This window comes from Mariniflexile sp. TRM1-10 (assembly GCF_003425985.1).
Lineage (GTDB): Bacteria > Bacteroidota > Bacteroidia > Flavobacteriales > Flavobacteriaceae > Mariniflexile.
This window is the reverse complement of record NZ_CP022985.1, coordinates 2,650,001-2,668,216: the sequence shown is the minus strand read 5'-3', so window position 1 is coordinate 2,668,216 and position 18,216 is coordinate 2,650,001. Positions and strand designations below refer to the sequence as shown.

The following is an 18,216-nucleotide window of genomic DNA, read 5'->3' as shown; positions in this document are numbered from 1 at the left end:
TATTCAGTTATTTAATTCTTTATCTACGCCATGCATTAACTTTTTAATTATTGGAGACAGCATTAAAAGCAATGCTCCAAAACCTAATCCTGTATAGAATAAATATTCAAAAAGTTTTAGATAACTCTGTTTTGCTAAATTTAAATCTGGTGCAACTCCGTTAGTGGTATCCACAGAGGCTATATTAGCTAAAATAGATGCTATAAATTCTGAGCTTGCTGTGGCTAAAAACCAAACCCCCATCATAAACCCAACAATTTTTACTGGCGAAAGTTTTGTTACTGCCGATAAACCAACAGGGGATAAACACAACTCTCCACAAGTATGTAAAAAATACGTTATCACCAACCAAAAAATAGCAACTTTACCCATTTCAGAAGCATTAATTCCCATGACCAAAGAGCCAAAACCTAAACCTACCAACATGAGTGCCAAAGAAAACTTTACTGCTGTATTTGGATTATACTTACCAAGTTTCACCCACAACCAAGCAAAAACTGGCGCAAGAATAATGATGAATAGTGCATTTAGACTTAAAAATGTTCCTGCGGCAATTTCGCCCCTATCTAAAATTCTATCTGCAAATAAATTTAATGAGGTATAGGCCTGTTCGAACAATGCCCAAAAAATAACAGTGAAAACTATCAATATGGTCAAAGCTATTAAGCGTTCTCTTGCAACTTTATCTAATTGTGTAATTGCATAATAAACTATATAAATAAAAGATGCAGCACCAGCAATAATTAATAAACTTTGAACAACACTGTGGCTTTGAACCATTTGCCAAACAACTAATGTTGCCAATACACTTAAACCATAAATTAGCCATTCATTCTTAATGCCCAATGTCTTTTTGTTTAATAATTCTGGCACATTAGACTCTCCTTTACCTAACAAATGTTTCTTACCTAATATAAACGTTAACAACCCAAAAAACATACCTACACCAGCTGCTCCAAATCCATAGCTCCAACCATAGGTTTCACCTAACCAAACACAAATAATAGTAGCTAAAAATGAACCAAGATTTATTCCCATATAAAATATAGTAAAACCTGAATCTCTGCGTTTGTCACCTTCATGATATAATTCACCCACCAAAGACGAGATATTGGCTTTCAAAAAGCCTACACCTAAAATGATAAAAGCTAAGGATAGATAAAACACTTGAAGCGCAAAATTATCCCTTACAATCTCGCCAGTTACCGATTGAGTAGCGGCATTCCCTTCATAAGCCATACCAGCATGACCTAAAACCAACATGATACCACCAAAAACAATGGCTTTTCTAAAACCTAAATATCTATCGGCTAAAAAGCCACCAACCACAGGAATTGCATACACTAAAGCAGCATAACTTCCTATTAATAAGTTACCATCAATATCGGTAAATAAGTGATATTTCGTCAAATAAAAGATCAAAAGTGCTTTCATTCCGTAAAACGAAAATCGTTCCCACATTTCAGTAAAAAACAAAATAAATAATCCTTTGGGATGCCCAAATATTTGTTGACCTTCCGTTTTCCTTATCGTAGTATCTGACATATAATCTTTATTATTTGAATCTTATTATCTGAATGACAAAATATTATTACATTAAAATAATCTTGCTAATTTCAATCAATCGTTGCGATTTTACTAAAAGTTTTCAAGTTTACTAAAAATTCTTTAAAAACCCCTAAATATTAACAATTAAATACGGCTAGGTTCAAATAAAAAAAGGATGTAGTATCTTTGCCCTTCATTTAAACTCAAATTAATGTGTGCTTCTATTTCCGGTTTTTCCAAATTATCAAAATCCAAAAAAATTGATTGGATAGTTGAAACCTACTTTTCTAATGCTGAAGATGCTAAACGTATTTTAAAACAATATTGGAATACTAACGAAAAAATCCAACAACTTCACGACGAGTTTACCGAAAACACGATTACCAATTATTATTTGCCACTTGGCGTTGCTCCTAATTTTCTAATAAACGGAAAGTTATATACTATTCCCATGGCCATTGAAGAAAGTTCGGTAGTAGCTGCAGCAAGTAAAGCAGCCAAATTCTGGATGGACAGAGGCGGTTTTAAAGCAGAGGTCATTTCAACCACTAAAATTGGACAGGTACATTTTATGTATTACGGAAATCCTGAAACCCTCAAAAATTATTTCAATCACATCAAGTCCCAACTTATTGAAGATGCAAAACCCATCACCAAAAATATGGAAAAACGTGGTGGCGGTATTTTAGATATTGAACTACGTGATAAAACCAAAGATATTAAAGGGTATTACCAATTACATGCATCGTTTGAAACATTGGATGCTATGGGTGCTAATTTTATAAATTCCTGTTTAGAACAGTTTGCAAAAACTTTTAAAACTGAAGCTTTAAATTTTAATGCCTTTTCTGCTGAAGAAAAAATCATCCAGATAGTCATGAGCATCCTTTCCAACTACGTCCCTGAATGTTTGGTACGTGCCGAAGTAAGCTGTAAAATTGAAGATTTAAGTGAGGATAAAAATATTTCGGCCGAAGAATTCGCCACTAAATTTGTACAAGCTGTTAAGATTGCCGAAGTGGAACCCTATAGAGCCGTTACCCATAATAAAGGTATTATGAATGGTATTGATGCCGTGGTATTGGCTACCGGCAACGATTTTAGAGCTGTTGAAGCTTGCGTGCATGCCTATGCTTCCAGAAAAGGAACCTATAGTAGCTTATCGCATGCAAAAATTGAAGATGGCATATTTACCTTTTGGATGGAAATTCCATTGGCATTAGGTACTGTTGGAGGACTTACAGGCTTACACCCTTTGGTGAAATTATCGTTAGAGTTGCTACACCATCCAACAGCCAAAGAATTGATGCAAATTGTTGCGGTGGCTGGTTTAGCGCAGAATTTTGCAGCTTTACGCTCATTAACCACTACAGGTATTCAGCAAGGGCACATGAAAATGCACTTAATGAACATATTAAACCTGTTTGATGCCACAGACATTGAAAAAGAAATCTTAACCGAATATTTCAAAGTGAATACCGTAACACATAGTGCAGTGGTTGAAGCTATTGAAAATTTACGAATAAAGTGATGGTTAATGGTTGATAGTTAACGATTAAACGAATCGACAAATCAACGATTAAACTATTAAACGAATCAACAAATCAACGAATGCAGACATTTTACAGCAACGGAAAACTTTTAATTACGGGTGAATACGTCGTACTTGATGGCGCATTATCGCTTGCCGTTCCTACGAGGTTTGGGCAATCGTTAAGCATAGAACCTATAAGCGAGCCAAAACTTATTTGGAAAAGTTTTGATGCTAATGAAAATTGTTGGTTTGATAATTCATTCGAATTAGAGGCTAGTGAGATACTGAAACAGGCTCAACATGACGATGCCATTTCAAAAAGGATTGTTCAAATTTTAAAGGCTGCAAAAATACTGAACCCTGATTTCTTAAACTCAAAAAGCGGTTTTAAAGTTTCTACACATTTAACATTTCCTAAAAATTGGGGATTAGGTACTTCTTCGACTTTAATTAATAATATTTCTCAATGGGCACATATTAATGCCTTTAAACTGTTAGAAAAAACCTTTGGTGGTAGCGGGTATGATATTGCTTGTGCACAAAACAATACGCCTATAACCTACCAATTACAACCTTTGAATCGCACTCAAGGTGATACTAAGGAAATAAATTCAGTTCATTTTAATCCAAGTTTTAAAGATTGCTTATATTTTGTTTATTTAAACAGAAAGCAAAACAGTCGGGATGGTATTGCAACTTATAATGCTAATAAACATCATTTAGAATCTGTTATTTCAAATATAAACACCATAACTTCCCTTATTATTGATTGCCAAAGTTTAGAAGATTTTGAAACTTTAATAAACAAACATGAACAGATCATTTCCGACATCACCAAACAAGCGACTTTAAAATCTGTTTTCTTTAAAGATTTTAAAGGAAGCATAAAAAGTCTTGGCGCTTGGGGTGGCGATTTTGTTTTGGCCACTTCAAAAGAAGACCCGACAGCTTATTTTAAAGAAAAGGGGTTTGATGTAGTGATTCCTTATGATGATATGGTTTTAAAAAACTAAGAACTGTCTAAAAAGTCCTTTAAATTTAATTTGTCAGGTTGAGACTTTTGTTAAAGTTTTTAACTAGCGAATGCGATGACGTATTTTGTGCAAGTTTAACAAAAAGTCACAATATTTCCGAGGCACAGCGTAGTGTTTATATACCTGTGGTTGAGTATGGTTTTCAGAAAATAGGGGTAGCGATTATGGTGCTTATTTATAATAATGCCCGAATGGTAGTCTAGCAAGCATAAAAATTTTCTGGGTGTGATTTTAAAAAATAATGTAGGATGAAAAAAATCAGGAAAAACGCAGGAGGGATCGATATCGGAGCCAAAAAAATCTTCATAGGTCTTGAAGATAAGGAGGTTCGCAGTTTTGATACCTTCACATCAGATCTGGAACAGGCGGTATCTTACTTAGAGGAAAACAATGTAACCTCAGTGGCCATGGAAGCCACGGGAGTGTATTGGGTCATCCTCTATGATATATTGAAGGCAAGAGGCATCGATGTATGGTTGGTGGATGGCAGGAGCACAAAACAAGTTCCAGGCAGAAAGACCGATGTAAAGGACTGTCAATGGATACAGCAATTGCACAGCTATGGTTTGTTGAACCGTTGTTTTGTTGCAGATGAACTGGTACATGAACTAAGGAGCTATCAACGCCTGCGCGAAGATCACATCCGTAGTGCTGCTATGCATATTAACCATATGCAAAAAGCACTGACCCTGATGAACGTTCGGCTAAAAGAAGTTCTGGACCAAGTTCACGGGGTAAGTGGATTGAAAATAATCAGGGCGATCTTAAAGGGCGAAAGGGATCCCGGGGTTTTGGTAAAGCTATGCCATGGGAGTGTGTTGAAAACAAAAAAGGAACTGATCCTTAAATCCTTGAAAGGGCACTACAATGAAGCAGGGCTATTTGCTTTGGGCCAAGCAGTGGTGTGCTATGATTTTTATCAACAACAAATTGCCGGTTGTGATCTGAAAATGGAAGAAGTCCTTAAAAAGATGGGGGCAAACCGGCCTAAAGTATCAAATAAGGCAACTCCACGAAAAAACGTGAGGCACCACAAACCAAATATAGAAGGAATGGACCGTTATCTATTGCAAATATTTGAAGGCAAAGATGCTACGGTCCTACCCGGTATAACAGATTATAATTGGATGCAGCTCCTATCGGAAATAGGGACTGATTTACATAAATGGAAAACAGAAAAGCATTTTACTTCCTGGTTGGGACTGGCGCCAAAACAGCACCATTCGGGCAAGATGAAAAAAAACTATAAGGCTAAAGGACAACCAAAGGCCGGCCTGATATTTAAGCAAGCGGCCACGAGCCTGCTCAACAGCAAGAAAATTGCATTGGGTGCTTTTGGCAGAAAGATAAGGGCAAAGAAAGGGGCATCACCGGCAATAAAGGCAATGGCAAGAAAACTGGCAGAGCTCTATTGGAAGCTATTTGTTAAAGGACTGTCATATGTAGAGAAGGGAATCAAAGATTATGAGGAGAAGATCTTGTTTAATAAACAAAAGAACATTATGAAAATGGCAAGAGAACTTGGTTTGTCAATTAGCTATAAAACAGCGGTTTAGCAAATACGTCAATGGTAGCTTGTCGAAACCGATATTGATTACCAGTAAATTAAAATAGCCTGTCAAGCTGAGCCTGTCGAAGCTATCGAAAGAAGTGGCAACCATGGACTTCGACAAGCTCAGTCTGACATGCAAAACACCATTTTGTATTGCTGTTTTTAGAATAAAAATGATACTTACCAACGACTTTTTTACAATTGAGATTTTGACAAGCCCAATATGAACATAGAACTAGATTTTTAGTTGCGTTAGGGGTTGCAATGGAAAGCCCACAGCGAGGCACGAGCGAGGACTTGAAATGAAAAACCCGACCCTTGTGGTAACGCCCAAATTATTTTATCCATAAAGTGCTTTGTAAGTGGCACAGGCACGATAATCCGACGATTCTTTATCCATTCCAAAGGACGCCCAAGCACTTGGTCTGAAAATTTTATCTTCATTAACATTGTGCATGTTTACAGGGATTCGCAACATGGAAGCTAGGGTTATTAAATCGGCACCAATGTGTCCGTAAGTAAATGCCCCATGATTGGCACCCCAATTTGCCATAACACTGTACACATCTTTAAACGCGCCTTTACCCGTTAAGTTAGGCACAAACCAAGTGGTTGGCCATGTAGGATTGGTACGCTCGTTAATTGTATTATGGACATCTTCGGGAAGTTCAATGGTATGCCCTTCGGCAATCTGCAATACGGGACCAATACCTTTTACAATATTAATACGGCACATGGTAACGGGCATGCCGCCTTTGGTTTTAAAAGTTGATGAATAGCCGCCGCCTCTAAAATATTCCAACATGCCTGGCCCCCAAGTCGTGTGTTCTAAACATTTTTCAACGTCATCTTCGGTAATGTCCCACCAAGGTTTCATGGCTGGTTTGCCATTAATACTTTGTTGCCCTGTGCCATCTAAAGCCGATGCACCAGAATTAATAAGATGAATAAATCCGTTTGAAGCATCGCCTGTTAAAGTATGACCCGTAACACGTTTTACGGCTTCGGGGCTCCAATAGGTACGTACATCGCTAAAAATTTGTGCTGCGCCTGTTAATAAATGTCCAAATAACATAGATATGCCGTTAAGACTGTCATTTTCGGTAGCGAACATAAAAGGTTGGCGAATGCCATTCCAGTCGAAAGACGATGTTAAAATGGCTTCCATAAAATCGCCATTAGGAAAATGGTCTGTCCATTGACGTTGCCCTTGGAAACCTCCTGAAATAGCATTTCTACCCAGGGCTTCTTCGGCATAACCAATAGCTTTTAATTTAGGATTGCCAATCATTAGATCGCGACCTATTAATGCCATTTTTACCACAAATTCCCAATCTTTATCTAAAGCTTCGCGTGATTTCACTTTTTCTGTTGGGTTGTAGTTTTTACCTTCTTTACATTTTGCTTTCGTCCAAGCCAATGCTTTTTCATACTCCTCTTTATCGTAAATTCCTTGTTCAATTCTTCTTATGAATTCAGACATATCGATGTTTTCACAACGCATACCCAAATAACTTTCAAAGAAATCAGGATCTAAAATAGAACCTGCTATTCCCATAGAAACCGAACCCATTGATAAATACGACTTACCTTTCATGGTTGCCACAGCTAATCCTGCCTTTCCAAAAAGTAATAATTTTTCTTGAACATCTTCGGGAATACTGGTATCGTTACTATCCTGTACATCGCGACCATAAATACCAAAAGCAGGAATTCCTTTTTGATTATGTCCAGCCAGAGCTGCTGCTAAATACACCGCTCCTGGGCGTTCGGTGCCGTTAAATCCCCAAATAGCTTTTGGAAGCGTTGGATCCATATCGATTGTTTCGCTACCATAGCACCAACATGGTGTTACGGTTAAACTAACACCAACACCTTCTCTTGAAAATTTATCGGCAGAAGCTGCTGCTTCGGCAACACCGCCAATACAAGTGTCTGATATAACACATTCTACTGGACTTCCATCGGCATGTCTTAAGTTTTTAGATAGAAAATCGGCGGCTATTTTTGCCATATTCATGGTAGAAACTTCTAACGATTCCCTGACGCCATCCAACCTACCATCAATTACGGGTCGAATACCTATTTTGGGCAGTTGCCCTATTAAATTTTTAAAATTCATCTTTATTTAGTTTATTCTATATTAAAATTAAGAGGATTGATTTTTAGGTTGCATAAGCATCGACACTAAAAATCCAACCAGAAAAATCGTAATGGTTCCAAACACTATGGTTAAATAGGTGTGAAATGAAGCGCCTAAAGAGTCTTTACCAAAAATGGTTTCTGAAAAGGTTAACCAAAGTATAACCAATACACCCGCAATCATCCCGACGATAGCGCCCTTTACATATTTAGTTTTAGTAAATATGCCTAAAAGGAACAGTCCCAACATACCACCACTAAAAATGGATGATAACTTCCACCAAGCATCCAATGCACTCTTCACATTTATCATGGCAATTCCAATCCCGATACCTATAACACTTATTATTAATGATGATGTATAAAGCACTTTCATACGCTGTTTGTCACTCGCATCTTGCTTAAAATATTTATTGTAATAATCGGTTAAAAATACAGTAGCCGAACTATTAAAACTGGTTGAAATGGTACTCATCCCAGCAGCAAAAATGGATGCAATCATTAACCCTGTCATACCAGAAGGAAGTGCATTCACAATAAAATGAGGAAACACTCTATCGGCTTTACTTATATCCTGTAATGATTCGGGAAGTACTTCAGCAGAATTATAATACGCAAAAAGGGCCGTTCCTATAAAAAGAAAAAGTGCTGAAATTGGTAAATATATCAACCCTCCAATTAACGCCGAACGCTGTGCTTCTTTATCCGATTTTAAAACCATGTAACGCTGTACATAATTTTGATCAATCCCAAAGTTTTGAAGATTGATAAAAACCCCATAAACCAAGACCACCCAAAATGTTGGTTTGGATACATCTAAATCGAAACTTCCCAAACTAAACTTATCCTGTTCTGCAGCAATGCTAAATATTTGCATAGGTCCTTCAGGCATGCTATAAAACATAAAACCAATACAAACCAGCGCACCAACTATTAAAATAATGCCCTGAATAGCATCGGTCCATAATACTGCAGTAATACCACCTAACATAGAATAAACGGCCACAATTAAGCCCGTAAAGACAATGATCGTAGCAATATCCCAGCCTGTTATAGCATTTAAGGTTAATGCCAGTAAATACAAAATGGTTCCAATTCGCATCAACTGAGTTAACAAATAACAAATGGACACATATATTCTAGCCCAAGACCCAAAACGCTGCTCCATAAAGGTATAAGCCGACGGACTATTGATTTTTCGATATAATGGTACAAAATATTTAACTGCAATTAGAGTTGCAATAGGAAGCGATAAACTAAACACCAACGCATTCCAGTTAGACTGAAAGGCATTTCCGGGCAACGCTAGATAACTGATGCTACTTACAAACGTTGCAAAAATCGACATGGTAACCACCCAACTTGGGATATCTTTATCACCAACCGTATATGATGAAGAGGTTCGGTTTTTCTTAAAAAAAGAGCCTCCAAAAAGGGCTATACCACCTATATAAATAAAAAAAACGATGAGATCAATAGTGTTCATTAATTTAGTTTTACTTAGAAGTCATTTAAACTTTTTCTTTTACCTGCAAAATTCACATTTTGCTCCCTAATTTTGACTTTTTTAAGTCCCGTAGCGCTGCTATGTTACATAAAAAAGGCTTCATTATGAAACAAAAGCCGAATTTTTCGCTTACAAACAAAAAGTTTAAATCACTTCTTAGTTATGCAGGTAATACAATGTTATGTAGAAATTGGGTGACTTTAAATTTTATATAGTTTAGAGTGGTTAGTTTTAGTACTACAATACCTTAGCCATTTCTATTTCAATTCTTTTTATATTTCTAACAACTTCACGCATCTCCTTTTCATCAAAGCAACTAAATGGCGGTGCTATATAAGGTTGAATAATTCCTAATGTTGCCAAAGCGCCTTTAAGACCTTTAAGATAACTAGAACCATAAGACCCTAATGTATAAATACTGGTTGTAATGTCCATAACCAAACTTTGCAACTCCTCTACACGAGCCAAATCTTTAGCTATGGCTGCCTTGTATAAAGCAACATAAAGTTTTGGAAACATGTTAGCGCCACCGTTAACGCCCCCTTTTCCTCCCATTAAGATGGTTTCGGCAGTAATCTCTTCCGGACCGACAATAAGGGAAAAATCTGGTTTTGATTTTAACAAATAGCATAACGATTGAAAATAAACAGTATTTGCTGAACTATCCTTTAAACCCACGATATTTGAATGTTCAGACAAACGAACAACCGTTTTTGCATCGATATTTATTTTGGTATGCGAAGGCATATTATATAGAAAAAGTGGTAAAGGAAGCGAGTCTGCTAGTTTCCAATAGTATTTATATAACTCCTCTTGGCCTAAACCATAATAATATGGCGGTGCCGCCACTACGTATGAAGCACCTGCTTTTTTTGCGAAAGAAGCTAATTGCAAGCTTTCTTCAATAGAAGTATCAGTAATTCCAACAAAAACAGGAATCCTTCCATTAACAATTTTACAAGTTTCATTAATAAGTTTTTCTCTTGTTTTATAACTCAAACTTGTTGATTCTCCTGTAGTTCCTAAAACAAAAACCCCATGTACACCACCAGCAATTATATGCTCTAATAGATTATTTACCCCTTTAATATCTAATGAAAGATTATCGGACATTAAGGGTGTTACCATGGGCGGAATGATACCTCCTACAACTGCTTTGCTTGGTTTTATTGACATTCTGATTAGTGTTTTTAAAAATCTAATTGGTAGCTAAGATGTGTAATTTAACAATAAAACAGTATCATTTTTAATCGATGGTCAATTTTATAAGTTTTCAGATGTTTACATAATCTGTTCTATACATGATCAAAAAATCATTAAGTAAAACTTTGTCCAAACAAAAAGGAGCAAATTAAATTTGCTCCTTTTAAATATTTTAAAAATTTTCTAATTGAAAAGTCGTCTTATTGAATCTGATTTTCAGCTCTGTTATCTTCAATATCGGCAGATTCTTTTAATGCGTTATAAAGCTTTGAAGAGACCACATTCAATTTTTGTTGCTCCACTCTATTAGCTACTGCCTGATAGCTATCTAACTTAACTGCTGGTGTTACTTTTGTGACTTTGATCATATAGACACCATTAGCGCCATCTATTAATTTAGACGTTTGCCCTTCTTTCAATCCGAAGGCAGCACCAACTACTAAAGGCTCTCTTCCTGCACCAGTAATCATTGGGTTTTTCATGTTAACTGCTGATGCCGATTTCACGGTAGTATTTTGAGCTTTCGCCAACGCTTCTAAGGTCGTAGCAGACACTTGGCTTCTAATTAATGCTGCTTTCTTTTCTTTACGAACAATTGGCATAACCGTAGCTTTGGCATCTTCAACAGACATCAGTCCTTCTTCATGTTTCGCTACCAATTGTGCAATAACATATCCATTAGGTATGTTAAAACGCTTCACATCGCCTACTTCAGCATTGTCTTCAAAAGCCCAACGCACTATAGGTCTTTGGCTTCCAATTCCTGGTATATTTTCATCTAAAATCTTTACACCATTTACAGGGCGTACTGTGTAATTTTTCTCTTTGGCAACCGTTTCAAAATCTTTTTTCTCTACAGCGATTTCAAAATTAGAAGCATCTCTAAATATTTTATCAACAGTCACTTCAGATGGTTCTATTTTTCTAGCTAGTGTTGCTAATTGGATGGCTTTTTTCTTGTCTGTTTGACCTTCAATTTCTATAATATGAAAGCCGAAGATGGTTTTTACCACACCTAAATCACCTACTTTACCTTCAAATTCAAAATCATTGAATTCTGGTACCATAGAATTGTAAGGATGCCAATCGTAACGTCCTTCGTTTTGAACACTTCCTTGATCTGATGAAAATGAAGTTACCAATTCCGGGAACTTGCTACGGTCTCCTTTTATAACTGCCAATAAACTATCAGCAGTTGCTTTAGCTTCCGCTTCCTTTTGCGTAACTTCTGGACCTGCACTTTGAGAACCAATGAATGGAATTAAAATGTGTCTTACTTTTGCAGAATCCGGGATTTGTTTAACGGCTACCACTTTAGAAATTTTAAAGTATCCATTATCTTTATAGGGCCCATAAATTTCACCTTCGCCTAATTTAAAAATGCTATCAGCAACTTCAGAAGGTAATGCCGATTTAAAAACAAAACGCTTATCGAACTTAATGTCTGAATTATTATTAACAAAACTTTCGTTATTGGTTGTATTTAAAAACCCAATAACTGTGTCATTTGCCTTTGAAACATCATTGTACTCTACTTTATCTTTTAAAAATGCTTGTAAATCTGCTTTAACAGCATTTTCATCTGCTTCAGAAGCTACCTCATTAAACTGTACATATTTAATATCTCTAGACTCTTTTACTTCAAATTGTTTTTTGTGTTTGTTTATATAGTCAGAAATATCAGAAGATGAAACTTTTACTTTATCATCTTCGATTGAAGAATAAGGGATTTGCACATATTGAATATCAACTTTATTGCCTTCTAATTTATGTTCTAATTCGCCTTCTTTAAGTGTCGCTGTCAAACCAGCTCTAACCATGTTAAAGTAGTTTTGTTGCAAAGCGTTTGCAGCAATGGATTTCTCGTAGTTAACCCAATCAGGGTAAGTTACAGGCTGACCTGCAATAAAACTAGGGTTAGGTGATATTTCTTTTAAATTAGCTATAAATTCATTTAATTTATTTTCATCAAACACCCCTGCTTCATTTAAAAACTCAGGACTAGTACCCAATGCCGTTTTTAAAGCATCTCTCATTTGGTCTTTTTCAATAGAAATACCTAATTTTTCAAACTGGCTTTCCATAACGGCTTGTCTTACTTCCTGTTCGAAAACCTGGTTGATAACCTGTGTATTAGAAGCACTTGATCCTGCTTGGCGTTGTGCTACTTCAACTTTTTGCATAAAGTCTTCGCGGGTAATGTCTTTTCCGTTTACGGTCGCAACAACATTTTGGGGTCCTGATGAAAACGCACTACCGCTCTTAAATAAATCTGCCAATACAAAAGCAAATAACGCCAATGCTATGACGATGATTAAAAATAGTGAACGTTGTCTTATCTTATTTAAAACTGCCATTTGAAATTATTTTTTAAAAAATCTGTTGTTAAGATTTAGCTTGTTAAGTTGGTTGCCAATTGTTACTTGACAAAATATCGTGGGCGAAAATACTATTTTCTATTTAATAATAAAAGTGTTATTAGGCATTTGTTTGCTGTAAAGTTGATTGTTTTTTATCAAACCCAAATTATACAATAGAAAATTTATTACGGACTGAAATACCTGCTAAACATGGTGCTACGCTTGATTTCACTCCTTCACCATAGCGATGCTATGATTCAGTCGGTGAAATCACTTATTTTATTGGTCTTTCAGCCCTCATCACAAAGTTCTATGGCATAATCTGGGTTAAGAAAAATTACTGCAATTTTGAATAAAAAATTTCTTGAAACAGACTATACTCGAGGCAGAGCCATAGAGGTGTTTCGCCTGTTTCATTTTGACCTCAGGGTCAAAAACCGAAATTTTGTATTTTACCTCACCCAGAAATGCCTTTCCTGGCAGTTCTGACCTCTCCTCCAAAGGAGAGGTAAATTGGACACCCCGAGGCAGAGCCTTCGGGGAATTTTTTAGATTAAAAACTACCGCTAATCTTCGTTTAAAAGTTTAAGCTCTATAAGATCGATTTTGGTGTTTGATACTTCTAAAATCGTAAAACCAAAAGTGTCGATTTTTACAACATCGTTTTGCGCGGGAATTTCTTCGGTATGATTTACAATTAAACCTCCTAACGTTTCATAATTTTCGCTTTCCGGAAGGTTTAACTTGTAGGTTTCATTAATGTAATCGACTTCCAATCGTGCAGAAAATGTGTAGGTGCCATCATCCCGTTTTTCTTCAATTAAATCGACTGTATCATGTTCGTCTTCAATTTCCCCAAACAATTCCTCAACAATATCTTCAACTGTCATAACACCTGAAGTACCGCCATATTCATCTAAAACAATCGCCATGCTTTTTCGTTTTTTTATGAGTACACTAAGCACATCTTTTATTAGCACGGTTTCCGGAACATATTCCACAGGAAGCATCATAGCCTTAATGTTTTTAGGTTTTCTAAACAACTCAAAAGAGTGTACATAACCTAAAATATCATCGATAGTATCCTTATAAACCAAAATTTTGGTAAAGCCTGTTTTGGTAAAAAGAGCGTTGAGTGATTTAATGGAATCGTTAATTTCTATGGCTGTTATTTCGGTTCGGGGCACCATAACTTCTCGGGCTTTAACTTCAGAAAACTCTAAAGCATTTTGAAAAATCTGTATTTCGGAATCTACATAATCATGCGCCTCTACCGATTCCATTTGCTCACTAATATAGTTACCCAATTCCACCTTTGTGAATGCCAATTGTATTTGGTCCCCTTCAGTTTTAAAAATATGCTTTAGAACAAAATCTGAAATCCAAATAACAAAATCTGAAATAAAACTAAACGCAACATAAAATCCATAAGCAGGAATTGCCAGTGCTTTTATTAGAGAGTTGGCATATATTTGAAAAAACACCTTAGGGAAAAATTCGGCAGTAATTAAAATAACAAGCGTAGAAATTATGGTTTGTGTCAATAAACTAAAATCGGTTAGCATCAAGTCTAAAAAACCATAGGATGTTGGCACCATGGATTTAAACCAAGCCACCAACAAATCACCCATAAAAAACCCATAAATAACCAAAACGATATTGTTACCAATAAGCATGGTTGCAATAAATTTTGAGGGTTTTGCGGTTAGTTTGGTTAAAACTTTTGATAAAATACCTTCTTGCTTTTTCTCAATTTCTATATGAATTTTGTTTGAAGATATATAGGCAATCTCCATACCAGAAAAAAAGGCAGAAAGTATTAATGATAGAATGATGATAATGACATCAATACTCATTTATTTTGAATTATTAGTATTATCATATTTTTTAGCAAACTTTCTTCTAAAGAAATACATAAAAATAGCTAATGCAGCCAATCCAAGTGAAACATAAGCACTGTTGGTACCGTCATTCCATTTTGTAATACCATCATAAATAAACAGTACAGCAAAAACCAAATAGGCATATTGGAAAATTTTAGAATATTTCATGTGTATATTTTATTTGTTTCTTAAAGGTCACATGTTACATCCTTACACAATCATTCCCTTGGGAGGAAAGACTTTGACATGGATGTTTCATGTGTTTGTTTTGTTTGTAAAGATAATTAAAATTGAAGAATAGCGATTTTTAAATTAATTTGTTTAATAGCATGACAAAAATCCAAATATACTCAGATGTCAGTCTGAGCGCAGTCGAAGACATTGAAAATATTGGTTTTAATCACATTTCGACTTTACTTTATCTTGAGTACAGCAGAAAGGTTCAATGTGACACGCTTCAATTTTTGTCAGGTACTAAAATTAATTTGAATAAAATTAGTCTTCTACAGTAATAATACCTGTAACCTCTAGCACTTCGGCATTGGTGAATTTGGAATTAGAATCGAAACCATTACCATTTATAATATCAGTTTCGGTTTTAAATGTTACAGGTTTATTTGTAAACAACCATTCTTTCTTCTGGTCGTAAAACAACTGTTCAGTTTTTAAAACCCTATTATCACTGGTTGTAATAACAACGTTTCCTTGCAAATCTAAAAGATCGGTTTGATCATAAATAATAGCATAATCGGCTACTACCACGCTTTTTTTATTTTGTTCGTCAAATAAGTTTAGGGTAATACCTTCCGGAAATTCGCTATAAGGAAAGTTTCGATTAGTAAAATCCAGCATTTTAGGGCTTATAAGATTTGCTGTAACCCTACCCGAATCGGTATGTTTTAAATTAATGTTTTCGGCAATTCCAATAGGTTCATTCTCAGAGATTCCTATTTTTTGAACTTGGTCAAAACTGTCGTTACATGAAAAAAACATAGTCACCACAAATATGGTGACTATGTTTAATATTTTATATAAATTTTCTTGTTTCATTAAATTTTTGGTACTGTAACCGAATCTCCAATCCAACATCCAATTTTAATAACCTGACCTGAGCAACCACAGGTGAAGATATCCGCTTTTGAAGGCGCCTTGGCCTCATAACTAGCTACAGACTGTGCTGCGGCACCTGATAATTTAGAATCCACACGTGCTGCTTTTTGAGCTTCTCTGGCTGCTAACCAATATACTGCTCTTTTGTTAAAGTTAGTGTCACCACAATCATTAGCACTTGCTGCATACATAGCTGCAATAGATAAGTGAGGACGTCCGTTTGATGGGTTTAATCTTAAGGCTTCTCTAAAGAACGTTCTTGCTTGTGAATAGCTTCCTTTTGCTTTTAATTTTAAAGCAATTTTATTATTAAGGTTTGCCTTTTTGAAGTTATCAGTTTCTAACGATATCGCTTGTTTGTAAAAAGTAATCGCTTCATTTGATTTACCTTCTTTATCTTTTAAGATACCTAAGTAATATGCTGACTTAGCCGATGGACTTAAATCGTGGTAAGCATTTACTAACTTAAAGAACAATGGATCATCTGTACATTCTTTTTCAGACATTTTACCAGCTGCTCTTTGTAACCAAACAGCATTGCCTTTGTTTTCTTCAAAGTTCTTTTGGTATAAAGGAATTAAAATATCACAGTTTGCTCTTGTTCCCATTTTTTCATCAATACCAGCAGATATTTGATCGTAAGCTGCCAAGTAACTTTCGTAATATGCTTTATATTGCGATTCTTTATTTGTTAATGCAGTACCAGCTTCTTCTTTTTCAATAAGTGTGTTAAGACTTTCCGAGTAGTTCTTAACTTCTTCTTCTACTTTCTCTACAATATCATCGTATTTATTAAATAAATCTTCCGCAGGTTTTTTTCCAGCATCAAATAAATCTACCATCAAAGAAAAATAAGTATATAAACTTTGTGGATTTGTAAATGTGGCTTTATCTGCTTGGTATACGGCATCAAAACATGCATACAATTCTTCGTTTGTTTTATTTAATACTTCCCTGTTATCGTACATTAATTGACAAGCTTTTGCTCCGTATTCTCCTTTTGGAGTTTTGCTAGGAAAATGCACGCCTCTTTCTGTCCAAAGTTTTATTAAGTCATTTAAGTAAGTAGCTTTATCTGCCCCTGTAGCTTTTTCAATTTTGTCGGTTAATATTTTCTCACCGTCAACATATATAGCGTTATTAAATTGAGGGCATTTGTTTCTTACGGCCATCCATGGTTCATATGCTGCATCATAGTTTTTAGCTTTCACATATTCATGGAATATAGAAAGTTTTGTCATACACTCTTCATCTTGCTGTGCAAACCCTATATTTAAACCAATAAATAATGCTGCTAATAATAATGTAATTTTTGTTTTCATGATAATAATGTTACGCTTGTTAGTCATATTTCCTTTTCTGGAACCATCTATCGTTCAAAGATAAACTTATTTGGAAATTTATAAAATTCTCTTGTATTAAATTACTGTTTGTTGTTCCTCTTTTTCCAAGTTCTAAACCTAAGTTGGCATTAGAGAAAAAACTACCAACTGGTAACCCTACTCCAAAAGATATGCCAAACTCGTTTATGGATTCGTTTTCTATGTTTAACCCTGTGTTTTCATAGTGCAATCCTGCTCTATAAACTGCACGTTTTAAGTAACTTGTAAATGAATTGTATTGGGGTATATAAAAACCTCCTATAGAGACTGATGCAGCATTTTCGTATTTAACAGCTGTACTGGTGTACAAATCATTTGAAAAATTACTGGTTGTTTGATATTCAGATTCTATACCTACAAACCATTTTCTTGGTTTGCCAATACCTGCTCCTATTGAGAATTTGGATGGCAACACCAAATCGGTTTCCAATAATCCTAAAGATTCCAAATCGGTTTCAATGGTATTAACAACCGCTTCGGTTCCTGTAGATGAAACTATAATTGCCGAAATAGATCTTTCATTTTTTGAAGAAAGATTGCTTTGGGGAGTATATGTAGCCCCAGTAACAAGCTCTAAATCACTATTTATCATGGTTTTATAAGACAACCCCAAGTTCACATTCAAACCGCTTAAATCAGATCTGTTATTTTCTCTAGTTTGATATTGTGTAGGATTGCCGTCATCATCGTAAGCAAACGCTATATTACTGTTTTGAATGTTTCCAAAATTATACTGTGCATCAATACCAACGCTTAATTTATCGGTAATTTGATAACCAAATCCTAAAAATGCTTTGTTTAGTCCACCTTCACCCTTAAATCTATTTGATATTCTACCGTCGGTATAATTATCATCCAAAGACTCTAATTTATAACCCACTGATGTGTAAGGCAACAAACCAAAACCAAAACCAAATTTCCCCATTGGTATGGATAATGCTAAATAATCGAATGTGGTTGA

General features: G+C 35.4%; 13 protein-coding genes (1 of these 13 running past the window's edge). 3 read left to right on the top strand and 10 right to left on the bottom strand.

From position 1 onward, the window contains the following. Window positions 1–3 precede the first annotated feature (3 nt). The gene (locus tag CJ739_RS11285; protein ID WP_117175343.1) at window positions 4–1,545 is read right to left on the bottom strand and encodes a peptide MFS transporter; all 1,542 of its coding nucleotides are present in this window, start codon (window positions 1,543–1,545) and stop codon (window positions 4–6) included. A gap of 214 nt (window positions 1,546–1,759) precedes the next feature. On the opposite strand from CJ739_RS11285, the gene CJ739_RS11280 reads away from it, so the two are divergent. The 3 genes from CJ739_RS11280 (at window position 1,760) to CJ739_RS11270 (ending at window position 5,672) form a co-directional block, all read left to right on the top strand. After that, window positions 1,760–3,079 carry a hydroxymethylglutaryl-CoA reductase, degradative gene (locus CJ739_RS11280; protein WP_117175341.1) on the top strand — a complete coding sequence of 440 codons (1,320 nt, stop codon included), beginning with the start codon at window positions 1,760–1,762 and terminating at the stop codon, window positions 3,077–3,079. Between the two features lie 80 nt (window positions 3,080–3,159). Continuing rightward, window positions 3,160–4,095 (top strand): GYDIA family GHMP kinase, encoded by a 936-nt coding sequence (locus tag CJ739_RS11275; protein WP_117175339.1) that lies wholly within the window; start codon window positions 3,160–3,162, stop codon window positions 4,093–4,095. 269 nt (window positions 4,096–4,364) lie between these two features. Continuing rightward, on the top strand, window positions 4,365–5,672 hold the full coding sequence (locus CJ739_RS11270) for an IS110 family RNA-guided transposase (protein ID WP_117172209.1): 1,308 nt from the start codon (window positions 4,365–4,367) through the stop codon (window positions 5,670–5,672). A gap of 336 nt (window positions 5,673–6,008) precedes the next feature. Here CJ739_RS11270 and CJ739_RS11265 read toward each other — a convergent pair whose 3' ends face one another. From CJ739_RS11265 to bamG, 9 genes are all read right to left on the bottom strand, one after another. Next, a complete protein-coding gene (locus tag CJ739_RS11265; RefSeq protein WP_117175337.1) occupies window positions 6,009–7,790 on the bottom strand; it encodes an L-fucose isomerase in 1,782 nt (593 codons plus the stop codon). A 27-nt stretch (window positions 7,791–7,817) separates the two neighbouring features. Next, window positions 7,818–9,296 (bottom strand): sodium:solute symporter family protein, encoded by a 1,479-nt coding sequence (locus CJ739_RS11260; RefSeq protein WP_117175335.1) that lies wholly within the window; start codon window positions 9,294–9,296, stop codon window positions 7,818–7,820. A 258-nt stretch (window positions 9,297–9,554) separates the two neighbouring features. Next, window positions 9,555–10,493, bottom strand: a complete 939-nt coding sequence (locus tag CJ739_RS11255; RefSeq protein WP_117175333.1) for a dihydrodipicolinate synthase family protein — start codon at window positions 10,491–10,493, stop codon at window positions 9,555–9,557. A gap of 227 nt (window positions 10,494–10,720) precedes the next feature. After that, window positions 10,721–12,877, bottom strand: a complete 2,157-nt coding sequence (locus CJ739_RS11250; RefSeq protein WP_117175331.1) for a peptidylprolyl isomerase — start codon at window positions 12,875–12,877, stop codon at window positions 10,721–10,723. 569 nt (window positions 12,878–13,446) lie between these two features. Next, the gene (locus CJ739_RS11245) at window positions 13,447–14,736 is read right to left on the bottom strand and encodes a hemolysin family protein (protein WP_117175329.1); all 1,290 of its coding nucleotides are present in this window, start codon (window positions 14,734–14,736) and stop codon (window positions 13,447–13,449) included. Further along, window positions 14,737–14,931, bottom strand: coding sequence for a hypothetical protein (locus tag CJ739_RS11240; protein WP_117175327.1), 195 nt, complete (start codon window positions 14,929–14,931; stop codon window positions 14,737–14,739). Window positions 14,932–15,258: 327 nt separating this feature from the next. Then, window positions 15,259–15,813, bottom strand: coding sequence for an LPS export ABC transporter periplasmic protein LptC (gene lptC / locus CJ739_RS11230; protein ID WP_117175323.1), 555 nt, complete (start codon window positions 15,811–15,813; stop codon window positions 15,259–15,261). Continuing rightward, window positions 15,813–17,195: a tetratricopeptide repeat protein gene (locus tag CJ739_RS11225; RefSeq protein ID WP_236951491.1), complete on the bottom strand. Its 1,383-nt coding sequence runs from the start codon at window positions 17,193–17,195 to the stop codon at window positions 15,813–15,815. The genes lptC and CJ739_RS11225 overlap by 1 nt, the downstream gene beginning before the upstream one ends. Window positions 17,196–17,214: 19 nt before the next feature. After that, on the bottom strand, window positions 17,215–18,216 hold the 3' portion of the coding sequence (gene bamG, locus CJ739_RS11220) for a BamG family beta-barrel-assembly machinery protein (protein ID WP_117175319.1). It continues 312 nt past the right edge of the window; only the last 1,002 of its 1,314 coding nucleotides appear in the window; the start codon falls outside the window, past its right edge — the gene reads right to left on this strand; its stop codon occupies window positions 17,215–17,217.